This is a genomic window from Streptomyces sp. NPDC041784, assembly GCF_055591025.1.
In genome coordinates this window covers 145,907-165,880 of the sequence record NZ_JBVJAB010000005.1, presented here as the reverse complement: position 1 = coordinate 165,880, position 19,974 = coordinate 145,907, and the positions used below count along the sequence as shown (strand labels likewise).

General features: G+C 71.5%; 17 protein-coding genes. 12 read left to right on the top strand and 5 right to left on the bottom strand.

The window, feature by feature from the left end; all coding sequences use genetic code 11:
• Window positions 1-96: 96 nt before the first annotated feature.
• Window positions 97-1,860, bottom strand: coding sequence for a dolichyl-phosphate-mannose--protein mannosyltransferase (locus tag ACZ6D7_RS12990; protein ID WP_469488500.1), 1,764 nt, complete (start codon window positions 1,858-1,860; stop codon window positions 97-99).
• A gap of 72 nt (window positions 1,861-1,932) precedes the next feature.
• On the opposite strand from ACZ6D7_RS12990, the gene rsmI reads away from it, so the two are divergent.
• The 10 genes from rsmI to ACZ6D7_RS12940 all read left to right on the top strand — a co-directional run bounded on the left by rsmI (window position 1,933) and on the right by ACZ6D7_RS12940 (window position 15,481).
• A complete protein-coding gene (gene rsmI / locus ACZ6D7_RS12985; RefSeq protein WP_469488498.1) occupies window positions 1,933-2,841 on the top strand; it encodes a 16S rRNA (cytidine(1402)-2'-O)-methyltransferase in 909 nt (302 codons plus the stop codon).
• 247 nt (window positions 2,842-3,088) lie between these two features.
• The gene (locus ACZ6D7_RS12980) at window positions 3,089-3,505 is read left to right on the top strand and encodes a hypothetical protein (RefSeq protein WP_469488495.1); all 417 of its coding nucleotides are present in this window, start codon (window positions 3,089-3,091) and stop codon (window positions 3,503-3,505) included.
• A 47-nt stretch (window positions 3,506-3,552) separates the two neighbouring features.
• Window positions 3,553-4,467 (top strand): TatD family hydrolase, encoded by a 915-nt coding sequence (locus tag ACZ6D7_RS12975; RefSeq protein WP_469488492.1) that lies wholly within the window; start codon window positions 3,553-3,555, stop codon window positions 4,465-4,467.
• Between the two features lie 120 nt (window positions 4,468-4,587).
• Window positions 4,588-6,237: a ubiquitin-like domain-containing protein gene (locus ACZ6D7_RS12970; protein ID WP_469488489.1), complete on the top strand. Its 1,650-nt coding sequence runs from the start codon at window positions 4,588-4,590 to the stop codon at window positions 6,235-6,237.
• A 74-nt stretch (window positions 6,238-6,311) separates the two neighbouring features.
• On the top strand, window positions 6,312-7,178 hold the full coding sequence (rsmA, locus tag ACZ6D7_RS12965; RefSeq protein ID WP_469488486.1) for a 16S rRNA (adenine(1518)-N(6)/adenine(1519)-N(6))-dimethyltransferase RsmA: 867 nt from the start codon (window positions 6,312-6,314) through the stop codon (window positions 7,176-7,178).
• Entirely contained in the window at window positions 7,175-8,077 is a 903-nt protein-coding gene (locus ACZ6D7_RS12960) for a 4-(cytidine 5'-diphospho)-2-C-methyl-D-erythritol kinase (protein WP_469488482.1), read from the top strand. Before rsmA ends, ACZ6D7_RS12960 begins: the two co-directional genes overlap by 4 nt.
• A 343-nt stretch (window positions 8,078-8,420) precedes the next feature.
• Window positions 8,421-10,232 (top strand): ABC-F family ATP-binding cassette domain-containing protein, encoded by a 1,812-nt coding sequence (locus ACZ6D7_RS12955; RefSeq protein ID WP_469488479.1) that lies wholly within the window; start codon window positions 8,421-8,423, stop codon window positions 10,230-10,232.
• A gap of 200 nt (window positions 10,233-10,432) precedes the next feature.
• Window positions 10,433-12,259, top strand: coding sequence for an outer membrane protein assembly factor BamB family protein (locus ACZ6D7_RS12950; protein ID WP_469488476.1), 1,827 nt, complete (start codon window positions 10,433-10,435; stop codon window positions 12,257-12,259).
• A gap of 89 nt (window positions 12,260-12,348) precedes the next feature.
• Window positions 12,349-14,556 (top strand): outer membrane protein assembly factor BamB family protein, encoded by a 2,208-nt coding sequence (locus ACZ6D7_RS12945; protein WP_469488473.1) that lies wholly within the window; start codon window positions 12,349-12,351, stop codon window positions 14,554-14,556.
• Window positions 14,557-14,803: 247 nt separating this feature from the next.
• Complete coding sequence (locus ACZ6D7_RS12940) at window positions 14,804-15,481, top strand: helix-turn-helix transcriptional regulator (protein ID WP_469488468.1); 678 nt, start codon at window positions 14,804-14,806, stop codon at window positions 15,479-15,481.
• A gap of 8 nt (window positions 15,482-15,489) precedes the next feature.
• Here the strand turns inward: ACZ6D7_RS12940 and ACZ6D7_RS12935 are convergent, their stop codons facing one another.
• Window positions 15,490-15,741: a DUF397 domain-containing protein gene (locus ACZ6D7_RS12935; RefSeq protein ID WP_469488465.1), complete on the bottom strand. Its 252-nt coding sequence runs from the start codon at window positions 15,739-15,741 to the stop codon at window positions 15,490-15,492.
• A 7-nt stretch (window positions 15,742-15,748) separates the two neighbouring features.
• Window positions 15,749-16,600, bottom strand: coding sequence for a helix-turn-helix domain-containing protein (locus tag ACZ6D7_RS12930; RefSeq protein ID WP_469488462.1), 852 nt, complete (start codon window positions 16,598-16,600; stop codon window positions 15,749-15,751).
• A 145-nt stretch (window positions 16,601-16,745) separates the two neighbouring features.
• On the opposite strand from ACZ6D7_RS12930, the gene ACZ6D7_RS12925 reads away from it, so the two are divergent.
• Window positions 16,746-17,165: an ATP-binding protein gene (locus ACZ6D7_RS12925; RefSeq protein ID WP_469488459.1), complete on the top strand. Its 420-nt coding sequence runs from the start codon at window positions 16,746-16,748 to the stop codon at window positions 17,163-17,165.
• 176 nt (window positions 17,166-17,341) lie between these two features.
• The gene (locus ACZ6D7_RS12920) at window positions 17,342-17,656 is read left to right on the top strand and encodes a hypothetical protein (RefSeq protein WP_469488454.1); all 315 of its coding nucleotides are present in this window, start codon (window positions 17,342-17,344) and stop codon (window positions 17,654-17,656) included.
• Between the two features lie 70 nt (window positions 17,657-17,726).
• Here ACZ6D7_RS12920 and ACZ6D7_RS12915 read toward each other — a convergent pair whose 3' ends face one another.
• Complete coding sequence (locus ACZ6D7_RS12915) at window positions 17,727-18,113, bottom strand: hypothetical protein (protein WP_469488451.1); 387 nt, start codon at window positions 18,111-18,113, stop codon at window positions 17,727-17,729.
• A gap of 36 nt (window positions 18,114-18,149) precedes the next feature.
• Window positions 18,150-19,850, bottom strand: coding sequence for a sodium:solute symporter family protein (locus ACZ6D7_RS12910; protein ID WP_469488449.1), 1,701 nt, complete (start codon window positions 19,848-19,850; stop codon window positions 18,150-18,152).
• Between the last annotated feature and the right edge of the window lie 124 nt (window positions 19,851-19,974).

Below are 19,974 nucleotides of genomic sequence, written 5' to 3'. Positions count from 1 at the left end.
GGCGCCGCCGTGACCGTACCGGCACCGATCGTTACGGACCGTTCTAAAGCGTGCGCCCCGCCCGAACGGGAGCGAACGGACGTCCGGGAGTCCTGGCTACACCCACGTGTCCAGCCACATCCGCGACCGCCAGTCGTCGATCGGGATCGCCGTCCCCGTGTGCAGGGGCCAGAAGTAGATGAAGTTCCAGGCGATCAGGAGGACCAGAACGCCCGCCCCCGTGGCGCCGGCCACGCGGCGGGTGTCGGTGGAGCCGGGTGGGCCGACGAGCGCGCCGATCATCATCGCCACCGCCAGGCACAGGAACGGCAGGAAGACGACGGCGTAGAAGAGGAAGATCGTGCGCTCCTGGTACAGGAACCAGGGCAGGTAGCCGGCCGCGATGGCGCAGGCGATCGCGCCCGCGCGCCAGTCGCGGCGCATCAGCCACCGCCACAGGACGTAGAGGATCGCGAAGCAGGCGGCCCACCACAGCAGCGGGGTGCCGATGGCGAGGACCTCGCGCGCGCACTTCTCGCCCGCGTCCGTCGGGCAGCCGTCCGCGCCGGGCGCGGGGGACTCGTAGAAGTACGAGACCGGGCGGCCCAGGACGAGCCAGCTCCACGGGTTCGACTGGTACGTGTGCGGCGAGGTGAGGTGGGTGTGGAACTCGTACACCTCGTGCTCGTAGTGCCACAGGCTGCGCAGCCAGTCCGGGAAGAGCCAGGTCCAGTTGCCGCCCTTGCCGTCGGTGGCCGCCCAGTTGCGGTAGTAGCCGCCCGAGCCGTCGTCGGCGGAGAGGATCCAGCCCGTCCACGACACCAGGTAGGTGAGCAGCGCGACCGGGACGGTGGCCAGGAACGTCAGGCCCGTGTCGTGCTTCAGCACCGCGAGGAACGGGCGGCGCGCGCCGGCCACCCTGCGCGAGGCGACGTCCCACAGCAGCGTCATCAGCAGGAACGCGGCCATGATGTACAGGCCGTTCCACTTGGTGCCGATCGCCAGGCCGAACATCACACCGGCTGCCCAGCGCCAGGGACGCCAGCCCAGACGGGCGGTCTCCGCGATGTGCGCGTCGGGCCGGTGGCGGCCGTCCACGTCCGGCGGGAGCGCCGCCGCGAGCCGTTCGCGCGCCTTGTCGCGGTCCACGACCAGACAGCCGAACGCCGCCAGCACGAAGAACATCAGCACGCCGTCGAGCAGCGCGGTGCGGCTCATCACGAAGTGCAGCCCGTCCACGGCCATCAGCGCGCCGGCCAGACAGCCCAGGAAGGTGGAGCGGAACAGCCGGCGGCCGATCCGGCACAGCAGCAGCACGCTGAGCGTGCCGAGCAGCGCGGTCATGAACCGCCAGCCGAACGGATCGAAGCCGAAGATCAGCTCACCCAGCCCGATCACGTACTTGCCGACCGGCGGATGCACCACGTACGCCGCGTCCGACGGGATCGTGACATGGCCGCCGGAGGACAGGATCAGATCGTTGGCGTTCTTGTCCCAGTTGACCTCGAACCCGCGGTGGACGAGCGCCCACGCGTCCTTGGCGTAGTACGTCTCGTCGAATATCACCGCCTTGGGGCTGCCCAGGTTCCAGAACCGGATCACCCCGGCCATCAGCGTGACCAGCAGCGGACCACCCCACCCGGACCAGCGCAGGATCCGGTCGACCCAGGTGGGCGGCAGGCCGAGCGACTGCCACAGCCGGGGGCTGGGCTGCGCGTACGGCGGCACCAGCCGCTCCCGGACGTCGCCGACCGGCCCCGCCGCGTATCCGAAACGGCGCAGCCGCTGCTGCCACGACGACGGCCGCTGGTCCTGCGGTGTCGGTGCGGGCCGGTGGTCAGTGGAGCCCGTGGAGTCCATGGAGGACGCGGTACTGGTCACCGCGCCATCGTAGGGAACAGGTCTGTGTGAGTCCCGTGCATGGGCCCTGCTCGCCCCTGCGAGGATGGAAACGTGACAGTCGCTCCTGGAAGCAAGCCCGGAACCAAGCCCGCAACCCCAGCCGGAACCCGGCCCGGAATCCTCGTTCTCGCCGGTACCCCGATCGGTGACCTCTCCGACGCCCCGCCCCGGCTGGCCCAGGAGCTGGCCGGGGCCGATGTCGTCGCCGCCGAGGACACCCGCCGCCTGCGCCGGCTGACGCAGGGGCTGGGGGTGACCACCAAGGGGCGCGTGGTGTCGTACTTCGAGGGCAACGAGTCCGCGCGGACGCCCGAGCTGGTCGAGGAGCTGCTCGGCGGCGCGCGGGTGCTGCTGGTGACGGACGCCGGGATGCCGTCCGTGTCCGACCCCGGGTACCGGCTGGTGGCCGCCGCCGTGGAGCACGACATCAAGGTGACCGCCGTCCCCGGGCCGTCCGCCGTGCTCACCGCCCTCGCCCTGTCCGGGCTGCCCGTCGACCGCTTCTGCTTCGAGGGCTTCCTGCCGCGGAAGGCGGGCGAGCGGCTGTCCCGGCTGCGGGAGGTCGCCGAGGAGCGGCGCACCCTCGTCTACTTCGAGGCCCCGCACCGCCTCGACGACACCCTCGCCGCGATGGCCGAGATCTTCGGCACGGACCGGCGCGCCGCCGTCTGCCGCGAACTGACCAAGACGTACGAGGAGGTCAGGCGCGGCCCGCTCGGCGAGCTGGCGGAGTGGGCCGCTCAGGGGGTGCGCGGCGAGATCACCGTCGTCGTCTGCGGCGCCCCCGAGCGCGGGCCCGAGGAACTCGACGCGGCGGAACTCGTCCGCCGGGTCCGGGTCCGCGAGGAGGCCGGCGAGCGCCGCAAGGAGGCCATCGCGGCGGTCGCGGCGGAGGCCGGACTGCCCAAGCGGCAGGTGTTCGACGCGGTCGTGGCGGCCAAGGGCGCCGGGGGGCTGTGAGGGGCTCGTCGTGAGGGGGCTCACACCCCCTCCGAGCAGGGCGCATGTCCGATGAGCGTGCGCCCCATGTGCGGGCAAAGCGCGGGCGCGGAAGGCAAAGTTCAGCCCCCGCCCGACGGGCCGTTATGGCAAGGAACGTCCAAAACGGATCCAACACTCGACAGGCCTCGTGCATTCGCGTCGGCGCGGGCGTCCACTGGGTCGTGGGACGCAACCGTCCCCCGTCCAGCGGACCAGAGGAGCTGGCATGAGCGAGATCACTGGGCAGACCGGCCCGCGCACCGCGGCGACCCCGGTCGTGCACGAGTCGTACTCCTTCGCCTGCATGCGCTGCGGGCACGGCTGGGAGCAGTCGTACGAGATAGAGCACCACACCGACGCCGAGGGCCACGAGTTCGTCCTCTACGTCGCGGACGGCCGCGTCGTGCCGTCCCCGCTGAGCCGCCCCGCGTGCCAGTACTGCGACGGGCACGTCGTGCGGATCATGCGGGCGGGGCAGGTCTCGTCGGTGCTCGGCGCCGCCCGCCGGCCGCGCCCGGCGCCCCCGGCCGGGCCCGCGGCGGCCCCGGAGACGACGGCCGGGGCCGAGGAGCGGCCGCCGGCGTCCCACCACCACTGGCACCTGTCCGATCTCCTGCACCCCTTCCACCGCAAGGCGGGCTGAGCGGAACGCGGCGGCCGCAGGGCGTGCCCCTTTCGTAGGATCGGGGCATGCCTTCGAACGCCGACCGCAACACCGACAGCAACGCCGACAGCAACGCAGACAAGAACGCCGCGCCGCCGCTCCCGGAACCGCTCCGGGTCCCGGTCGCCGACTCCCACACCCACCTCGACATGCAGTCCGGCACGGTGGCGGAGGGCCTCGCGAAGGCCGCGTCGGTCGGTGTGACGACGGTCGTCCAGGTCGGCTGCGACATCAAGGGCTCGCGGTGGGCCGCCGAGACGGCCGCCGCGCACGAGAACGTCCACGCGACCGTCGCCCTGCACCCCAACGAGGCGCCGCGCATCGTGCACGGCGACCCCGACGGCTGGTCCCGGCAGGGCGCGCGCGAGGCGGGTGGCGCCGGGGCGCTCGACGAGGCGCTCGCCGAGATCGACCGCCTGGCCGCGCTCGCGCAGGTCAAGGGCGTCGGCGAGACGGGGCTGGACTACTTCCGCACCGGCCCCGAGGGCAAGGAGGCGCAGGAGCGGTCGTTCCGCGCCCACATCGAGATCGCCAAGCGGCACGGCAAGGCCCTGGTCATCCACGATCGCGACGCCCACGCCGACGTCCTGCGCGTGCTGAAGGAGGAGGGCGCTCCCGAGCGGACCGTCTTCCACTGCTACTCCGGCGACGCCGAGATGGCCGAGATCTGCGCCCGCGCCGGCTACTACATGTCCTTCGCCGGGAACGTCACCTTCAAGAACGCCCAGAACCTGCGCGACGCCCTCGCCGTCGCCCCGCTGGAGCTGGTCCTGGTGGAGACCGACGCGCCCTTCCTGACGCCGGCGCCCTACCGCGGCAGGCCCAACGCGCCCTACCTGATCCCGGTCACCGTGCGCGCGATGGCCGCCGTACGGGGCATCGACGAGGACACCCTCGCCACGGCGCTGGCCGCCAACACGGCCCGGGCGTTCGGTTACTGACTCACCCGAACACAACTCTGGGTAGCCACGTCGCTTTGGAGAGTGACGAGGGCTCCGCTAGGTTCTGGGGGCCCCGATCAGGACCCTTCCGGACTCCCAGGACCCCTGGAGCGTGTCGGCGTGAGCAACTCCCCGTACCTGCCGGATGCCCGGTACGCGCAGACCCCCGAGCACGAGCACGAGCCGTACGGCGGTGCCGGGACGCACGTCGACCTGCACAACGCCGAGACGCTCGCGTACGGCGTGTACGCGGCGCCGGGGCAGTACGACGACCGCCGGGCCGGGGCCGGGGCCGGGGCCGGATCCGGGTCCGCACCCGGCCCCGGGTACGACGACCCGTACCGGCCCGCCTACGACGACCCGTATCACCCGCCCGGGTACGAGAACCCGGACGGCTCGATGTACGAGAACCCGGACGGACGGGGGTACGACAGCCCGGACGGGCAGGCGTACGACAACCCGGACGCCCCGGGGTACGACGGCCCGGACGCCCCGGGGTACGAGGACACGTACCGGCCCGCCTACGAGGCACCCGTGCCGCCCCCGCCGTCTCCGCCGCCCGGTTCGCTCCGGTTCACCAGGCCGGTGCTGCCGCAGCAGGGCCGGCCGGGTTCCGAGGCACCCACCCTGGTGGGGCGGGCCGCGCGTCGGCGCAGGGCGCGTGACGTCGAGCGCCCGGAGTCGGCCATGCGCCGGCTGCTGCCGCAGGCGCTCGTCGTCGCCTTCCTGGCCGGCGGCACCACCGCCTTCGTCGCCGAGGACAAGGCGGTCGAGCTGTCCGTCGACGGCACACCGCGCACCCTGCACACGTTCGCCGACGACGTGACCGAGCTGCTGGCGGAGGAGGGCGTGGAGGTGGGGGCGCACGACCTGGTCGCCCCGGCCCCCGGCACGGCCCTCTCCAGCGGCGACGAGATCGAGGTGCACTACGGGCGCCCCGTCCGGCTCACCCTGGACGGTCACCGGCGCGACGTGTGGACGACGGCGCGCACGGTGGAGGGGGCGCTCAGGCAAATCGGGGTGCGTGCGGAGGGCGCATACCTCTCCATCGCGCGCTCCCAGCGCATCGGGCGTGAGGGGCTCGCGCTGAACGTGCGCACCGAGCGCTCCATCACCGTCATGGCCGACGGCCGGGCCCGCACCATCCGCACCAACGCGGCGACCGTGCGCGAGGCGATCGAGCAGGCCGGCATCACCCTGCGCGGCCAGGACACCACCTCCGTCGCCCCCGGCAGCTTCCCGCGCGACGGGCAGACGGTCACCGTGCTGCGGATCACCGGCGGCAAGGAGGTCCGGGACGAGCAGATCGCCTTCGACGTACGGCGCACCGCCGACCCCTCCCTGTTCAAGGGCACGGAGGTGGTGGAGCGGGCCGGGCGCCCGGGGCTGCGGCGGGTCACCTACCTCCTGCGCACGGTCAACGGCGTGAAGCAGAAGCCGAGGCTGGTCCGCACCGAGGTCGTCCGCGATCCCCGGCCGCAGGTCGTCAAGGTCGGCACCAAGCCGCTGCCGACGTCCGTGCGGGGCGCCGACGGCCTCGACTGGCAGGGCCTCGCCGCCTGCGAGTCCGGCGGCCGGCCCCACGCCGTGGACCCCTCCGGCACGTACGGCGGGCTCTACCAGTTCGACAGCCGCACCTGGCAGAGCCTCGGCGGCACGGGCCGCCCCCAGGACGCCCCGGCGGCGGAACAGACGCTCCGGGCGAAGAAGCTGTACGTCAGGAGGGGCGCGAGCCCCTGGCCGCACTGCGGGACACGGCTGCACGGATAGCGCGCGGGGGAGCGGGCGGGGAGCGGGCGGGGGAGCCGACCGGAGGGCGGGCCGCCGCCCCGTACCCTTGTCCCGTGACCAGCCCCACCCCCGACGCCCTCCTGAGCCCCGCCGACGTTCGCGAACTCGCGGCGGCCCTCGGCGTACGGCCCACCAAGCAGCGCGGCCAGAACTTCGTGATCGACGCGAACACGGTCCGCCGTATCGTCCGCACCGCCGAGGTGCGGCCCGACGACGTGGTCGTCGAGGTCGGACCGGGGCTCGGCTCCCTCACGCTCGCGCTGCTGGAGGTCGCCGACCGGGTCACCGCCGTCGAGATCGACGACGTCCTGGCCGGCGCGCTGCCCGCGACGATCACGGCGCGCATGCCGGAGCGCGCGGAGCGCTTCGCGCTGGTGCACTCCGACGCGATGCACGTCACCGAGCTGCCCGGCCCCGCGCCCACCGCCCTGGTCGCGAACCTGCCCTACAACGTGGCGGTGCCGGTGCTCCTCCACATGCTCGCCACCTTCCCGAGCATCGAGCGCACCCTCGTGATGGTCCAGTCGGAGGTCGCCGACCGCCTCGCCGCCGCGCCCGGTTCGAAGGTGTACGGCGTCCCGTCCGTCAAGGCCAACTGGTACGCCGACGTCAAGCGGGCCGGCGCCATCGGCCGCAACGTCTTCTGGCCCGCCCCGAACGTCGACAGCGGGCTCGTCTCCCTCGTCCGCCGGGCCGAGCCGGTCAAGACCACCGCGTCGCAGCGCGAGGTCTTCGCCGTCATCGACGCGGCGTTCGCCCAGCGCCGCAAGACGCTGCGCGCCGCGCTCGCCGGATGGGCCGGGTCGCCGCCCGCGGCCGAGGCGGCCCTGGTCGCCGCCGGCGTCTCCCCGCAGGCGCGCGGGGAGTCGCTCACCGTCGAGGAGTTCGCCCGCATCGCCGAGAACAAGGGGTCCGAGTGAGCGTCACCGTCCGTGTGCCGGCCAAGGTCAACGTCCAGCTCGCGGTGGGTGCCGCACGCGCGGACGGCTTCCACGACCTGGCGAACGTCTTCCTGGCCGTCGGCCTGTACGACGAGGTCACGGTGACCCCGGCCGACGAGCTGAGCGTCACCTGCGAGGGACCGGACGCCGGCCAGGTCCCCCTGGACCGTACGAACCTCGCCGCGCGCGCCGCGATCGCGCTCGCCGAACGGTACGGCCGCACCCCCGACGTGCACCTGCACATCGTCAAGGACATTCCCGTCGCCGGCGGGATGGCGGGCGGCAGCGCGGACGGCGCGGGCGCGCTCCTGGCGTGCGACGCGCTGTGGGGTACGGGAGCGTCCCGCGAGGAACTCCTCGACATCTGCGCCGAGCTGGGCAGCGACGTCCCGTTCAGCCTGGTCGGCGGGGCCGCGCTCGGCACCGGGCGGGGCGAGAAGCTGACCGCCCTGGAGGTCGGCGGCACCTTCCACTGGGTGTTCGCGATGGCCGTGCGCGGGCTGTCGACACCGGCCGTGTTCCGGGAGTTCGACCGGCTCGGCGAGGGCCTCGACATCCCCGAGCCGGTCGCCTCCCGGGAACTCCTCGACGCCCTGGCCAAGGGCGACCCGGACGCGCTCGCGGCCACCGTCTCCAACGACCTCCAGCCCGCCGCGCTGTCCCTCTTCCCCGAACTCGCCGACACCCTCGCGGCGGGGCGCGCGGCGGGGGCGCTCGCGACCCTCGTCTCGGGCTCGGGCCCGACCACGGCGTACCTCGCCCGGGACACCGCCTCCGCGGAGAAGATCGCGGAGGCCCTGCGGACGTCGGGCACCTGCCGCAGCGTACGGGTGGCGTCGGGGCCGGCACCGGGGGCGACGGTCGTCGACGCCCGCTGAGCGGCGAAAGCTGAGCGCTGAAGGTCGATACAGGGCGGGCGCGCTCGGTGCGTCCGCTGCGGCGTGCGCCGGACACCTCCGGCGCGCGTGACCGCCCGCGTCCCGTACCGCGCAACCGATCACATGCCACGGGATGCGCACCGTCGCCGACGGCCGCCGTCGGCCGGGCCCGGACGGCGTGAGCCGGGCGCGGACGCGCCGTGCGTCACCGGCGCGTACCACCTTCACGCGCTGCGCAGCCCTCCGTGCGCGCCCACGCGTACGCCCCGCTGGACGCCCCGGCCGGATGTCCGTCCGCCCGACTACCCTTGAGGGTCGATCGATCCCCCCGGGCAGGAGAGAAATGGCCGTCAATCTGGTCAATGTCGAGAACGTCAGCAAGGTGTACGGCACCCGTACCCTCCTCGACGGCATCTCGCTCGGCGTGTCCGAAGGGGACCGGATCGGTGTCGTCGGCCGCAACGGCGACGGAAAGACCACGCTGATCCGCATGCTCGCCAAGGTGGAGGAGGCCGACTCCGGCCGGGTCACCCACTCCGGCGGGCTGCGCCTGGGCGTGCTCACCCAGCACGACTCCCTCGACCCGGCCGCCACGGTCCGGCACGAGGTCATCCGGGACCTCGCCGACCACGAGTGGGCGGGCAACGCCAAGATCCGGGACGTTCTCACCGGCCTCTTCGGCGGGCTCGACCTGCCCGGCTTCCCGCAGGGCCTCGACACCGTGATCGGCCCGCTCTCCGGCGGTGAGCGCCGCCGTATCGCGCTTGCCAAGCTGCTGATCGACGAGCAGGACCTGATCGTCCTCGACGAGCCCACCAACCACCTCGACGTCGAGGGCATCTCCTGGCTCGCCCGGCATCTGCGCGAGCGCCGCTCCGCGCTCGTGTGCGTCACCCACGACCGCTGGTTCCTCGACCAGGTCTGCACGCGCATGTGGGACGTCCAGCGAGGTGACGTCCACGAGTACGAGGGCGGCTACTCCGACTACGTCTTCGCGCGCGCCGAGCGCGAGCGGATCGCCGCGACCGAGGAGACCAAGCGGCAGAACCTGGTCCGCAAGGAGCTGGCCTGGCTGCGCCGCGGCGCCCCCGCGCGGACGTCGAAGCCCCGCTTCCGGGTCGAGGCCGCCAACGAGCTGATCGCGGACGTACCGCCGCCCCGCGACAGCAGCGAGCTGATGAAGTTCGCCTCCTCGCGGCTCGGCAGGACCGTCTTCGACCTCGAGGACGTCTCCGTCCAGGCCGGTCCCAAGGTGCTGCTCAAGCACGTCACCTGGCACCTCGGCCCCGGCGACCGCATCGGCCTGGTCGGGGTCAACGGCGCCGGCAAGACCTCCCTGCTGCGTGCCATGGCCGAGGCCGCGCGCACCGAGGGAGAGGCCCAGCCGGCGGCCGGGCGGGTCGTCGTCGGCAAGACCGTCAAGCTCGCCTACCTCTCCCAGGAGGTCGGCGAACTCGACCCGAACCTGCGGGTCCTGGAGGCCGTCCAGCGGGTGCGCGAGCGCGTCGACCTCGGCAAGGGGCGCGAGATGACCGCCGGTCAGCTGTGCGAGACGTTCGGCTTCAACAAGGAGAAGCAGTGGACGCCGGTCGGTGACCTCTCCGGCGGTGAGCGCCGCCGCCTCCAGCTGCTGCGGCTGCTCATGGACGAACCCAACGTCCTCTTCCTCGACGAGCCCACCAACGACCTCGACATCGAGACGCTCACCCAGCTGGAGGACGTCCTCGACGGCTGGCCGGGCTCGATGATCGTCATCTCCCACGACCGGTTCTTCGTCGAGCGCACCACGGACCGGGTGTTCGCCCTCCTCGGCGACGCCACGCTGCGGATGCTCCCGCGCGGTATCGACGAGTACCTGGAGCGCCGCGCGCGGATGGAGGAGGCCGCGGCCGCCTCCGCAGCCCCGGCTCTCGCGCAGAAGCCGGCCACGACCGAGAAGAGCGCCGCCGACCAGCGCGCCGCCAAGAAGGAACTCCAGAAGATCGAGCGGCAGTTGGACAAGATCTCCGAGAAGGAGTCCAAGCTGCACACCCAGATCGCCGACAACGCGACCGACTTCGAGAAGGTCGCCAAACTCGACGCCGAACTGCGGGAGTTGGCGGGGGAGCGCGAGGAGCTGGAGCTGCGCTGGCTGGAACTCGCGGACGATGCGTAGCCGATGGGGTGGTGCGCCCGCCGCGTCCGGGGCGCGCGCTGACGGCGCGTGCGCCGCGTGAAGGGTGCGTGAAGGCGCATAACGAGGGCATTACGGGCCGGTCCGTCCTTGGGAACAGGGGCGGATGCGGCCCCCTTCGCTGTCGGTCATGGGTGATACAAAGGGCTGGCTAAAAATCAGTGACAAGGGGGAGCACGCTGATGGCTCAGCCGCCCAATCAGCCGCCGCAGGGCGGGTTCGGACCGCCGGAGAACCAGCCGCCGCAGGCTCCGGCCCAGCCACCCCAGCCCCCACAGGCGCAACAGCCACCCCAGGCTCCCCAGGCTCCGCAGGGCGGCTTCGGCGCGCCCCAGCCCCAGCCTCCGGCTCAGCAGCCTCAGCAGCCCCAGCCCGGCTACGGCTACCCGCAACAGCCGCCGCAGTCCGGCCCGTACGCCCCGCAGGGCCCCTACGCCCAGCCGGGTCCCTACGCGCAGCCCGGTCCGTACGGCCAGCCGAGCGGTCCCTACGCCCAGCAGCCGGGGTACGGCTTTCCGCAGCCCCCGCAGTTCCCGGGCGCGCCCGGTGTCCCGCCGGCCCCCGGTGGTTCCCGCAACCCCTTCAAGGGACGCCCCGCCCTGGTCGTAGGCGCGGCCGTGGCGGCGCTGCTGGTGATCGGCGGAACGGTGTTCGCCGTGAACAGCGGCGGGGACGGCAAGGGCGGCAAGAAGAAGCCGGTCGCCGGGCCGAGCGACGACGGGAAGGCGACCGGCAGCGGCGCCCCGGTCAACCCCGGTGACGGCGACGGCGACGGCGGCGAGGAGCAGGAGGACTTCAACGCGGGCCGTGCGTCGGGCGAGGCGAAGGTGCTCTGGTACAAGGAGGCGCCGGACGCGCCCGCCTCCGGCGCCGACGCCCCCGGCATGTGGATCACGTCCAAGACGGCGGTGAAGGCGGCGTACAAGGAACTCGTCGCGTACGACGTGGGTGACGGGCGGCCCACCTGGGACACGATCACGTTCCCGCAGAAGATCTGCGCGGTCACCCCGCAGAAGACGGCCGACGACAAGATCGTCGTGGCGTACATGAACGGCACCAGCGACCGCGCCGACTGCAACCAGCTCCAGCAGATCGACCTCGCCACCGGCGCCAAGGGCTGGACCGCCGAGGTCGCGGACGGCGAGCTGTTCGACAGCACGAGCAGCATCGGGATGTCGCTCACCGGCAACACGCTGATGGTGGGCCGCTCCATGTCGGGGACGGCGTACGACGTGCGGACCGGCAAGAAGCTGTTCGACAAGAAGAAGTACGGCGACGCGTGCTTCCCGACCGCCTTCGCGGGCGGCGCCAAGCTGATCGCGGTGGCCTCCTGCGCGGCGACCGACCCCGACGAGCACGACGAGGTCCAGGAGCTGGACCCGGCGACCGGCAAGGTCAAGTGGACCCAGAAGTTCGACAAGGGGTGGACGGTCGCGCGGACCTACTCCGTCGACCCGCTGGTCGTCTACAGCACCAACAGCGACAAGAACACCTGGAACATCGCCACGTTCAAGCCGAACGGCGGCTTCCGCTCCCAGGTCGGCTTCGACGAGGACTTCGCGCCCGAGTGCGGCTGGGCCGTCCTCCAGCGCAACCTCCAGGGCTGCCTCGGCGCGGTCGCCGACGCCAACACCCTCTATCTGCCGACCGACGCCACCACCGGCGCCAACGAGATCGTCGCGATCGACCTCTCCAACGGCAAGGAGAAGTGGCGGGTGAAGTCCCCGTCGGACGCGTCGATGCTGCCGGTGACCCTCGAGGGCGGCAAGCTCGTCGCCTACGTGGAGGCGTCGTACAGCGCGCCCGGACAGGTGGTGTCGATCCCGACCACCGGGTCCGCGCACAAGCCGGTGAAGCTGTTGCAGATGCCGGAGAGCACGACCGAGATCGAGAGCGGCTTCTCCTCGCGCGATGTCGCCTGGGTCGACGGGCGCTTCTATCTCTCCACCACGCGGCTGACGGGCCGGGACGACGAGAAGGAGAAGCTGATGCTCGCCTACGGCAAGTGAGGCGACGACCGACCTCCGTTCCCGCCCCAGTCCGTCAAGCCCGTCGAGCCCGTTGCGCCCGTCGAGCTTTTCCCCGAGGTACCCACACCATGACGCAGCCGCCCCCGAACCAGCCGCCCCAGGACCAGCCCCCGCAGCAGGGGGCCTTCGGCCCGCCCGAGCCGCAGGACGCGGTACCTCAGGACGCCGTACCGCAGGAGGGCGCGGGCGCGCCGCAGGACGCTCCGCCACAGGACGCTCCGCCGCAGGGCGCCCCGCAGACCCCGCCGTCGGCACCGGCGTCGGCCCCGCCGTTCGCGCCGCCGTCCGCACCGGCGTCCGCACCCGCTTTCGCGCCGCCGTCGGCTCCGCCGGCCGCCCCGCCCGGGGGCCCGCAGCTCGGCAAGACGCCGGAGGGCGGGGGTCCCATGCCGCACCAGGCAGGACATCCCGCTCATCCCGGGGCCCCGCAGCCCGGTCAGCCGGCGCAGCCGTCGCAGCCGCCGCAGGCCCCGCCCACCCCGCCGCAGCCGGCGTACGGGTACCCGGGCCAGGCGGCCCCCGCCGCGCCCCCGACCCCGCCGCAGCCGGCGTACGGCTACCCGCAGGCGGGTGGCCCCCAGCCGCCGACGCCTCCGGCCACCCCCGGCTACGGCTACCCGGGCCAGGCATCCCAGCAGCCCGCGCCCTCCCCGTACGCCCAGTCCCCGCAGCCGCCGTCCCCCTACGGCCAGCCGGGTGTCCCGTACCCCCCGCAGCAGGGCTACGGCTACCCGGGCCAGCCCGGTCAGCCCGCCACCGCCCCCGGCTACGGCTACCCGGGGCAGCCCACCGTGGCCCTGCACCCCCAGCCGGGCCCCGGCACGGGGGGCGGCGGGAAGAAGATCAACGCGCAGGTCGCGATCATCGTCTCGGCGGTCGTCGCGATCGCGCTGATCGGCGGCGGCGGCGTCCTGTACGCGAACTCCGGCGACGGCGGCAAGAAGGACGACACCGCGAGCAGCGGCGGAGCCGACGGCGGCGGGGGCGACGACAAGGGCGACGCCGGCGGTACCGCGGCCGGCGGCAAGGAGAAGGCGCCCGCCGACCCGTCCGCCAAGATCCTGTTCCAGCTGCCGATGCCCGTCGTCAAGAAGGACGACAGCGTCGGCGTCCGGGGCTCCTGGCTGACCGACAAGGCGTACGTGAAGACCGGGGTCAACGAGGTCGTCGGCTACGACCTCGACAAGGGCACGAAGCTGTGGACGGTGAAGCTGCCCGGACCGGTGTGCGAGGCCAGCAGGTTCGCCACCGACGACCACCGCACGGCGATCGTCTTCCAGGCGAGCGGCGCGGACACCGCCGGCTGCGACCAGGTCGCCGCGATCGACCTCGCCGCGGGCAAGCAGCTGTGGAAGAAGTCGGTCGCGTCCGGCGACTACCCGGTCGACTTCGACAACGTGACGGTCAGCGCGAACACCGTAGCCCTGGGCGGCAACGACGGCGGCGCGGCCTTCGACATCGACTCCGGCAAGGCGCTGTGGGCGCCGAAGGCGGCCGACTCCTGCTACGACGCGGGTTACGGCGGCGGCCCCAAGCTGGTGGCGGTGCGCAGGTGCGGCAGCTACGACGACCCGCAGCTGAGCATCCAGACCATCGACCCGGCCTCCGGCAAGGTGATCTCCGAGTACAAGATGACCAAGGGCATCGAGTACGCGTCCGTCGTCTCGACCGAGCCGCTGGTCGTGGCGGCCGACGTCGGCGACAGCGCCGGTGACGGCAGCGGCATCTCCGACTTCTTCTCCATCGACAACAAGACGGGCAAGCTGCGCACCCGTATCTCCGTGCCGGGCGACGACTTCGCGGCCGACTGCGAGGGGATCACCAAGATCGAGCAGTGCTCGGGCCTGGCCGTCGGCAACGACCGGATCTACGTCCCGACCGAGGAGCACGACGGCACCGCCGACTACAGCCGGACGAACGAGATCGTCGCGTTCGACCTGGCCACCGGCAAGCAGACCGGCCAGCGTGCCGACGCCGGCGACGAGTACACGATCTACCCGCTGCGGATGGACGGCAACAGCCTGATCGCCTACAAGCGTCCGCCGTACGACAAGGGCGGTCAGATCGTCAGCATCGACGGCGGCTCCTTCAAGGAGACCAAGCTGCTGGAGAACCCGAGCACGGAGGCGTCCGTGGACGCGGAGACCGGCATGCTCCCGGAGTACTCCGAGATCATCTACTCCCAGGGGCGCCTGTTCATGTCCGAGGTGTACGCCAGCGAGTCCTCCTCGGACGACCCGGAGTACCTGGCGCTGGCGTTTGGCACGACGGGTTGATCATCTAGTCGTACTGTTCCTTCGGTCGCGGCCCCGTCCCTGCTCAGGGACGGGGCCGTGCACTTACCGCTCATCACCCTCGAATGCGAGGAATTTCGGCGATCCGGGGCACTTCTCACCGGTAGGGGGAGCGCAACGTCGAACAAGCGTGTAGCTTCCGGGGGCATGAAGGACGGGGTGCCGGGGGGCACCCCTTGTCCGTGTGCCAGGCCTGTTGTGTTCCGTGGGGGGACTGGGGGGTTGCTCGATGGGAGTGCGGCTGATGGTGGTCGACGACCACCGCCTGCTGGCCGAGGCGCTGGCCTCGGCGCTGAAGCTGCGAGGACACCGGGTGCTCGCCGCTGCGGCGCCGGCCGCGGGCGCGGCGGAACTGGTCATCACCCGGGCGCCCGAGGTGTGCCTGCTGGGTACGGCGACCCCGGCCGAGCCGGGCATGTTCGACCCGGTGGTCCGTATCAAGCGGGAGCGCCCACAGGTGGCGGTCCTGGTCCTGGGCCCGGTACCGAGCCCCCGGGGCATCGCGGCGGCCTTCGCGGCGGGAGCCTCCGGCTATGTGCGGCACGACGAGCGCATCGAGGGCGTGGAGCGGGCGATCATGAAGGCGCGGGCGGGTGAGGCGGCGGTGGCTCCGCAGTTGCTGCAAGGCGCCTTCAGCGAGTTGTTGAACCCCGCGGCCCAGCCGGACGACGAGGGCCAGCGTCTGTTGCAGATGCTCACCCCGCGCGAGGTCGAGGTCCTGGTCCGGGTCGCCGACGGCGAGGACACCCGCCTGATCGCCGCCGGCATGGGCATCGCCCCCTCCACGGCCCGCACCCACGTCCAGCGCGTCCTCATGAAACTCGGCGTCGGCTCCCGCCTGGAGGCAGCGGCCCTGGCGGCCCGCACGGGGCTGCTGGACCGGGCGGGTCCCGTCGCACGCGACTAGGACCTGCCCTAGACGGACCCGGTGCGTATGCCTTCCAGGAGGTTGGCGAGGGCGGTGGCGGTGGTGGTGAGGGCCGTGGCCGGGACGTCGCTCTCACGGAGGTGGAGGGCGGCGGGGGTGGCGGCGAGTTCGACGCAGGTGTCTCCGTTGCCCCCACCGGAGAACGTCGACTTCTGCCAGGATGCGGCGAGTTCGACGCAGGTATTGCCCTCGCCGCCTCCGGAGAACGTGGACTTCTGCCAGCGCAGGGCATGGTTCATGGGAGGCTCACAGCTCCTTCGTCATGCGGTGGATGAAGTCCCGTGACGCCGTGGGTTCCAGCGACGCCTTCTCCACCTTACGGAAGAGTGTTCGGAGCCGTCCCAACTGCGCTTCCGCATCGATGAACTGGGTACCCGTGGGTGCGTCCAGCAGTCCGGTGTCGAGCCGGGGGAGCGGGCCGCCCATGTACATCATCGAAGCGTCGGCGCCCCCGAAGCCGTCCAGGTCGGTGGGGATGACGCGCACGGAGGCGTGGCCCTGCTCGATCTGGTCAAGGATCCAGCGGAGCTGAGCGAGGGAAGCCTGGCGGTCGGACACGCGGACGCGCAGGGCGAGCTCGTGGACGATCGTCTCGTACGGAGTGGGGAGGTCGCCCTCGATGACCGAGCGACGCCGCATCCGGTGTTCCACCCGGGGAGTGAGCTCGCTCTCGGGCAGTTCAGGGCGCATGTAACTGAAGACCGCTCGGGCGTAGTCGGGAGTCTGGAGCAGCCCGGGGACGTAGGTGATGACGACCTCGCGCAGGAACGTCGCATGGTGCTCCGCCTCCGCCACGTCCAGGTTCACCTGGGGCAGAACTCCCCGATAGTCGTCCCACCACCCCCGCGTGCGATCGCCGGCCATGGCCGCCAGCGCATCGATCAACGCCTCGTCCGTGCAGGCGTAATGGGCCGCGAGACGACGGATGCGCTCCGCGCTGACGGCCGCGATGCCTGCCTCCACCTGACTCATCTGGGCCGAGGTCGAGTTCAGGAACGCCGCGACCTCGCGGGCCTTCAATCCCGCTGCCTCCCGCAGTTTGCGCAGCTCCGCGCCCAGGCGCACCTGCCGTGCGGTGGGATGGCTCCTCGCCGCCATGTGCTCCCCAACGTCCTTGTTGTTGTGCCTCGTTCGAGTGCCAGATTACGGCAACAGCTTGCGAGGGCAGAAATTATTGCCTTACGGTCGGTGGTGTTCCGCTCACTCTGCGGTGACCTCCCCTCCTCGTGCCCGGAGCTGCCCCATGCCCGAAACCGACCCCGCTCCCGACTCCTGGGAGTACACCCTGTACATCCCCACCGACCCCCGCGCCGTCGCCGTCTGTCGCCGCACCCTCCGTCTGATCCTCACCCTCCATCGCCTCACCCATCTCGCCGACACCGCCGAACTCCTCGCCTCGGAGCTGGTCTCCAACGCCGTACTGCATACCAAGGGTCCCGCCGCCCTGCGGATCCGCTACCGCGACGGCGTTCTCCAGATCGGTGCCTGGGACGCCGACCCCCAGCCGCCCGAGCCTCCCGGAAAGTTCGACCGGCTCACCGACGCCGAGAGCGGACGCGGCTTCGCGATCGTCCGGGCCTGTGCCGACACCTGGGGCTGGCGGCCCCTCTCCCGGCTCGGGCGGCGCGGCAAGCTCGTCTGGTGCGAACTGGGGGCCGCGTAGATCCCCCGAATGGCATTCCGGTGGTTGTCGGGGGCGGGTCGGCGTGGTGGGGTACAAAAGGAGCAAACGTAGCATACAGTTACGAACTGTAACGTTGCGTTACACCACGAGCCATGCCACCCAGAGAGAAAAGGGACGTAATGCGCAAGATTCGCAAGGCCACCCTTGTGGCTGCCATGATCGGGACCCTCAGCCTGGCCGGTGCCGGAGTCGCCTCCGCCACCGACTACGGCACGGACGCGGACGGCAGTCCCAGGCTGTGCGTGAATGACGCCGATCAGGATCAGGGCGAAGAGAACCCGAACTTCCAGGTGGGCCTCATCAACCTCGGCACCGTCCCCATCCTCAGCGCTCTGTCGAAGCAGCAGACGATCGAGCAGAGCTGCGTCAACGGCGACGGCAGTGATGCCTTCACCCTCTCAAACCTGGACGCGGACCAGGCACCGGGCGGGAGCATCGGCCTCGACTTCCTGGGCGGCCTGGGCGGCTGACCGCCTGAAACCTGAAAGCGCCGGGATCCGAAGCCACGGATCCCGGCGCTGTTTCGTGTCGTCCCCGCCGCTACTCGCCCCGCGAGGGCGGACGCTCCCCCTCCACCGCCTCCGGTGGCAGCGTCGGCGTCGGATGCGCCGCGGGCCTCAGCCACAGCCAGACCAGGAAGAAGATCCCGAGGGCCAGCATTCCCAGCCCCGTCCAGAGGTTGATGTTGATCCCCTGGGCCTTGTCGATCTCCGCGTCGCTGTCGGTCAGGCCGGTGATCGTGAGGATGACGCCGTACAGGACGAACAGGCCGCCGATGATGCGCCGCAGGTCGAAGATGCGGGCCGCGGTCGCGGACTTCTCCTCCAGCTCGGTGACCTCGCGCTGGAGGTCCGCCTCGGAGTACCCCGCTCGCCGCAGCCGCTCGGCGGCCTCGGCACGCTCGTCGGGTTCGAATTGCTCGGACATGGTCTCTCCAGTCTCCCTCGGTGTACGCGCCCGGGATCAGAACGAGAACGGGATGTAGCAGGCGGCGGCCAGGATCACGGCACCCCACCCCAGCAGCGCCGGCTTGCGGTACCAGGCGTCGTCGCCCGCCGCCGGCGGCTCGGCCATGCCGGGGGAGACGGTGCCGTACACCAGGCCCTCGAGCTCCTCGTCCGGCTTCGGCGCGGTGAACAGCGACACCGCGACCATCACCACCGCGCCCGCCACGAACCCGGCGATCGCGGAGACGAAGTTCGCGCCCTGGTCGGTGGGGATGCCGATGATGTCCTGCTTGTAGAGGACGAAGTAGTTGACCATCGCGGTCGTGGTGCCGGCCAGCAGGCCCCAGAAGCCGGACTTCATCGACGCCCGCTTCCAGAACATGCCGACGATGAACACGACGAACATCGGCACGTTGAAGAAGGAGAACAGCGTCTGGAGGTAGCTCATGATGTTCGAGAACGACGAGGCCAGGAACGCCGTGCCGATCGACGCCATCACTCCGATGGCGGTGATCAGCCGGCCGAAGCGGACGTAGTACGCGTCCTCCCGCCCCAGCACCACGTACTTCGCCCAGATGTCCGACGTGAACACGGTGTTGAAGGACGAGATGTTCGCCGCCATGCCCGCCATGAACGCCGCCAGCAGGCCCGTCACGGCGATGCCGAGGACGCCGTTGGGCAGCAGCTCCTGCATGAGATAGGGGATCGCGTCGTTGTACTGGAGGTCCGAGTCCGCCGTGCCGATGTTCGGGACCAGCACCGCCGCCACCAGCCCCGGGATCATCACCAGGAAGACGATGAAGATCTTCGGGTAGGCGGCGATGAGCGGCGTCCGCTGGGCCGCCGAGAGGTTCTTCGCGGACAGGGCGCGCTGGACCTCCGCGAAGTTCGTCGTCCAGTAGCCGAAGGACAGCACGAAGCCGAGGCCCAGCACGATCGTCAGCCAGTTCGCGCCCAGCGGGTTGTCGCTGCCGATGCCCGTGCCGCCCCAGGCGGTGACGAAGTCGTCGCCGTGCGAGGCCTTCAGTGAGTCCGTCAGGCCGTCCCAGCCGTCGACCGCCTTCAGGCCGAGCACGGACAGCGGGATCAGCGCCGCCAGGATCACGAAGAACTGGAGCACCTCGTTGTAGATCGCCGAGGAGAGGCCGCCCAGCGTGATGTACGCGAGCACGAAGAAGCCGGCGACCACGATCGCCACCCACTGCGGCCAGCCCAGCAGCGCCTCGACGACGATCGCCAGCGCGTACAGGTTGACGCCCGCGATCAGGATCGCCGCGAAGGCGAACAGCAGCGAGCTGAGCAGGTGCGCCCACTTGTCGAAGCGCAGGAGCAGGAACTCCGGGACCGAGCGGACCTTGCTGCCGTAGTAGAACGGCATCATCACCAGGCCGAGGAAGACCATGGCCGGGATGGCGCCGATCCAGTACCAGTGGACGGTGTACGCGCCGTACTGCGCGCTGTTGGCCGCCATGCCGAGGATCTCGGTGGCCGCCAGGTTGGCCGAGATGAAGGCCAGGCCCGTGATCCACGCGGGCAGCGAGCGCCCGGAGAGGAAGAAGTCGAGGGTGGTCTTCACCGACCGGCGGGCGGCGAAGCCGATGCCCAGGACGACGGCGAAGTAGATGCCGAGGATCGTGTAGTCGAGCGCGTTCGTGGGGAGTCGCAGCTCGGCGGCCAGGTCCATGGGGTGTGTGGGGGCATACGTGGGGGTCTGCATCCAGCGCCAACCTTGTCTGGTGGTCTTTGTTCGGTTGTGATGGTGACTACCGTGGGGGTTTGTGGTTTGATGTGTTCGGTTCTGTTTGATGACTTACTGGCAATGTTGATATTGCTCGGTGTAC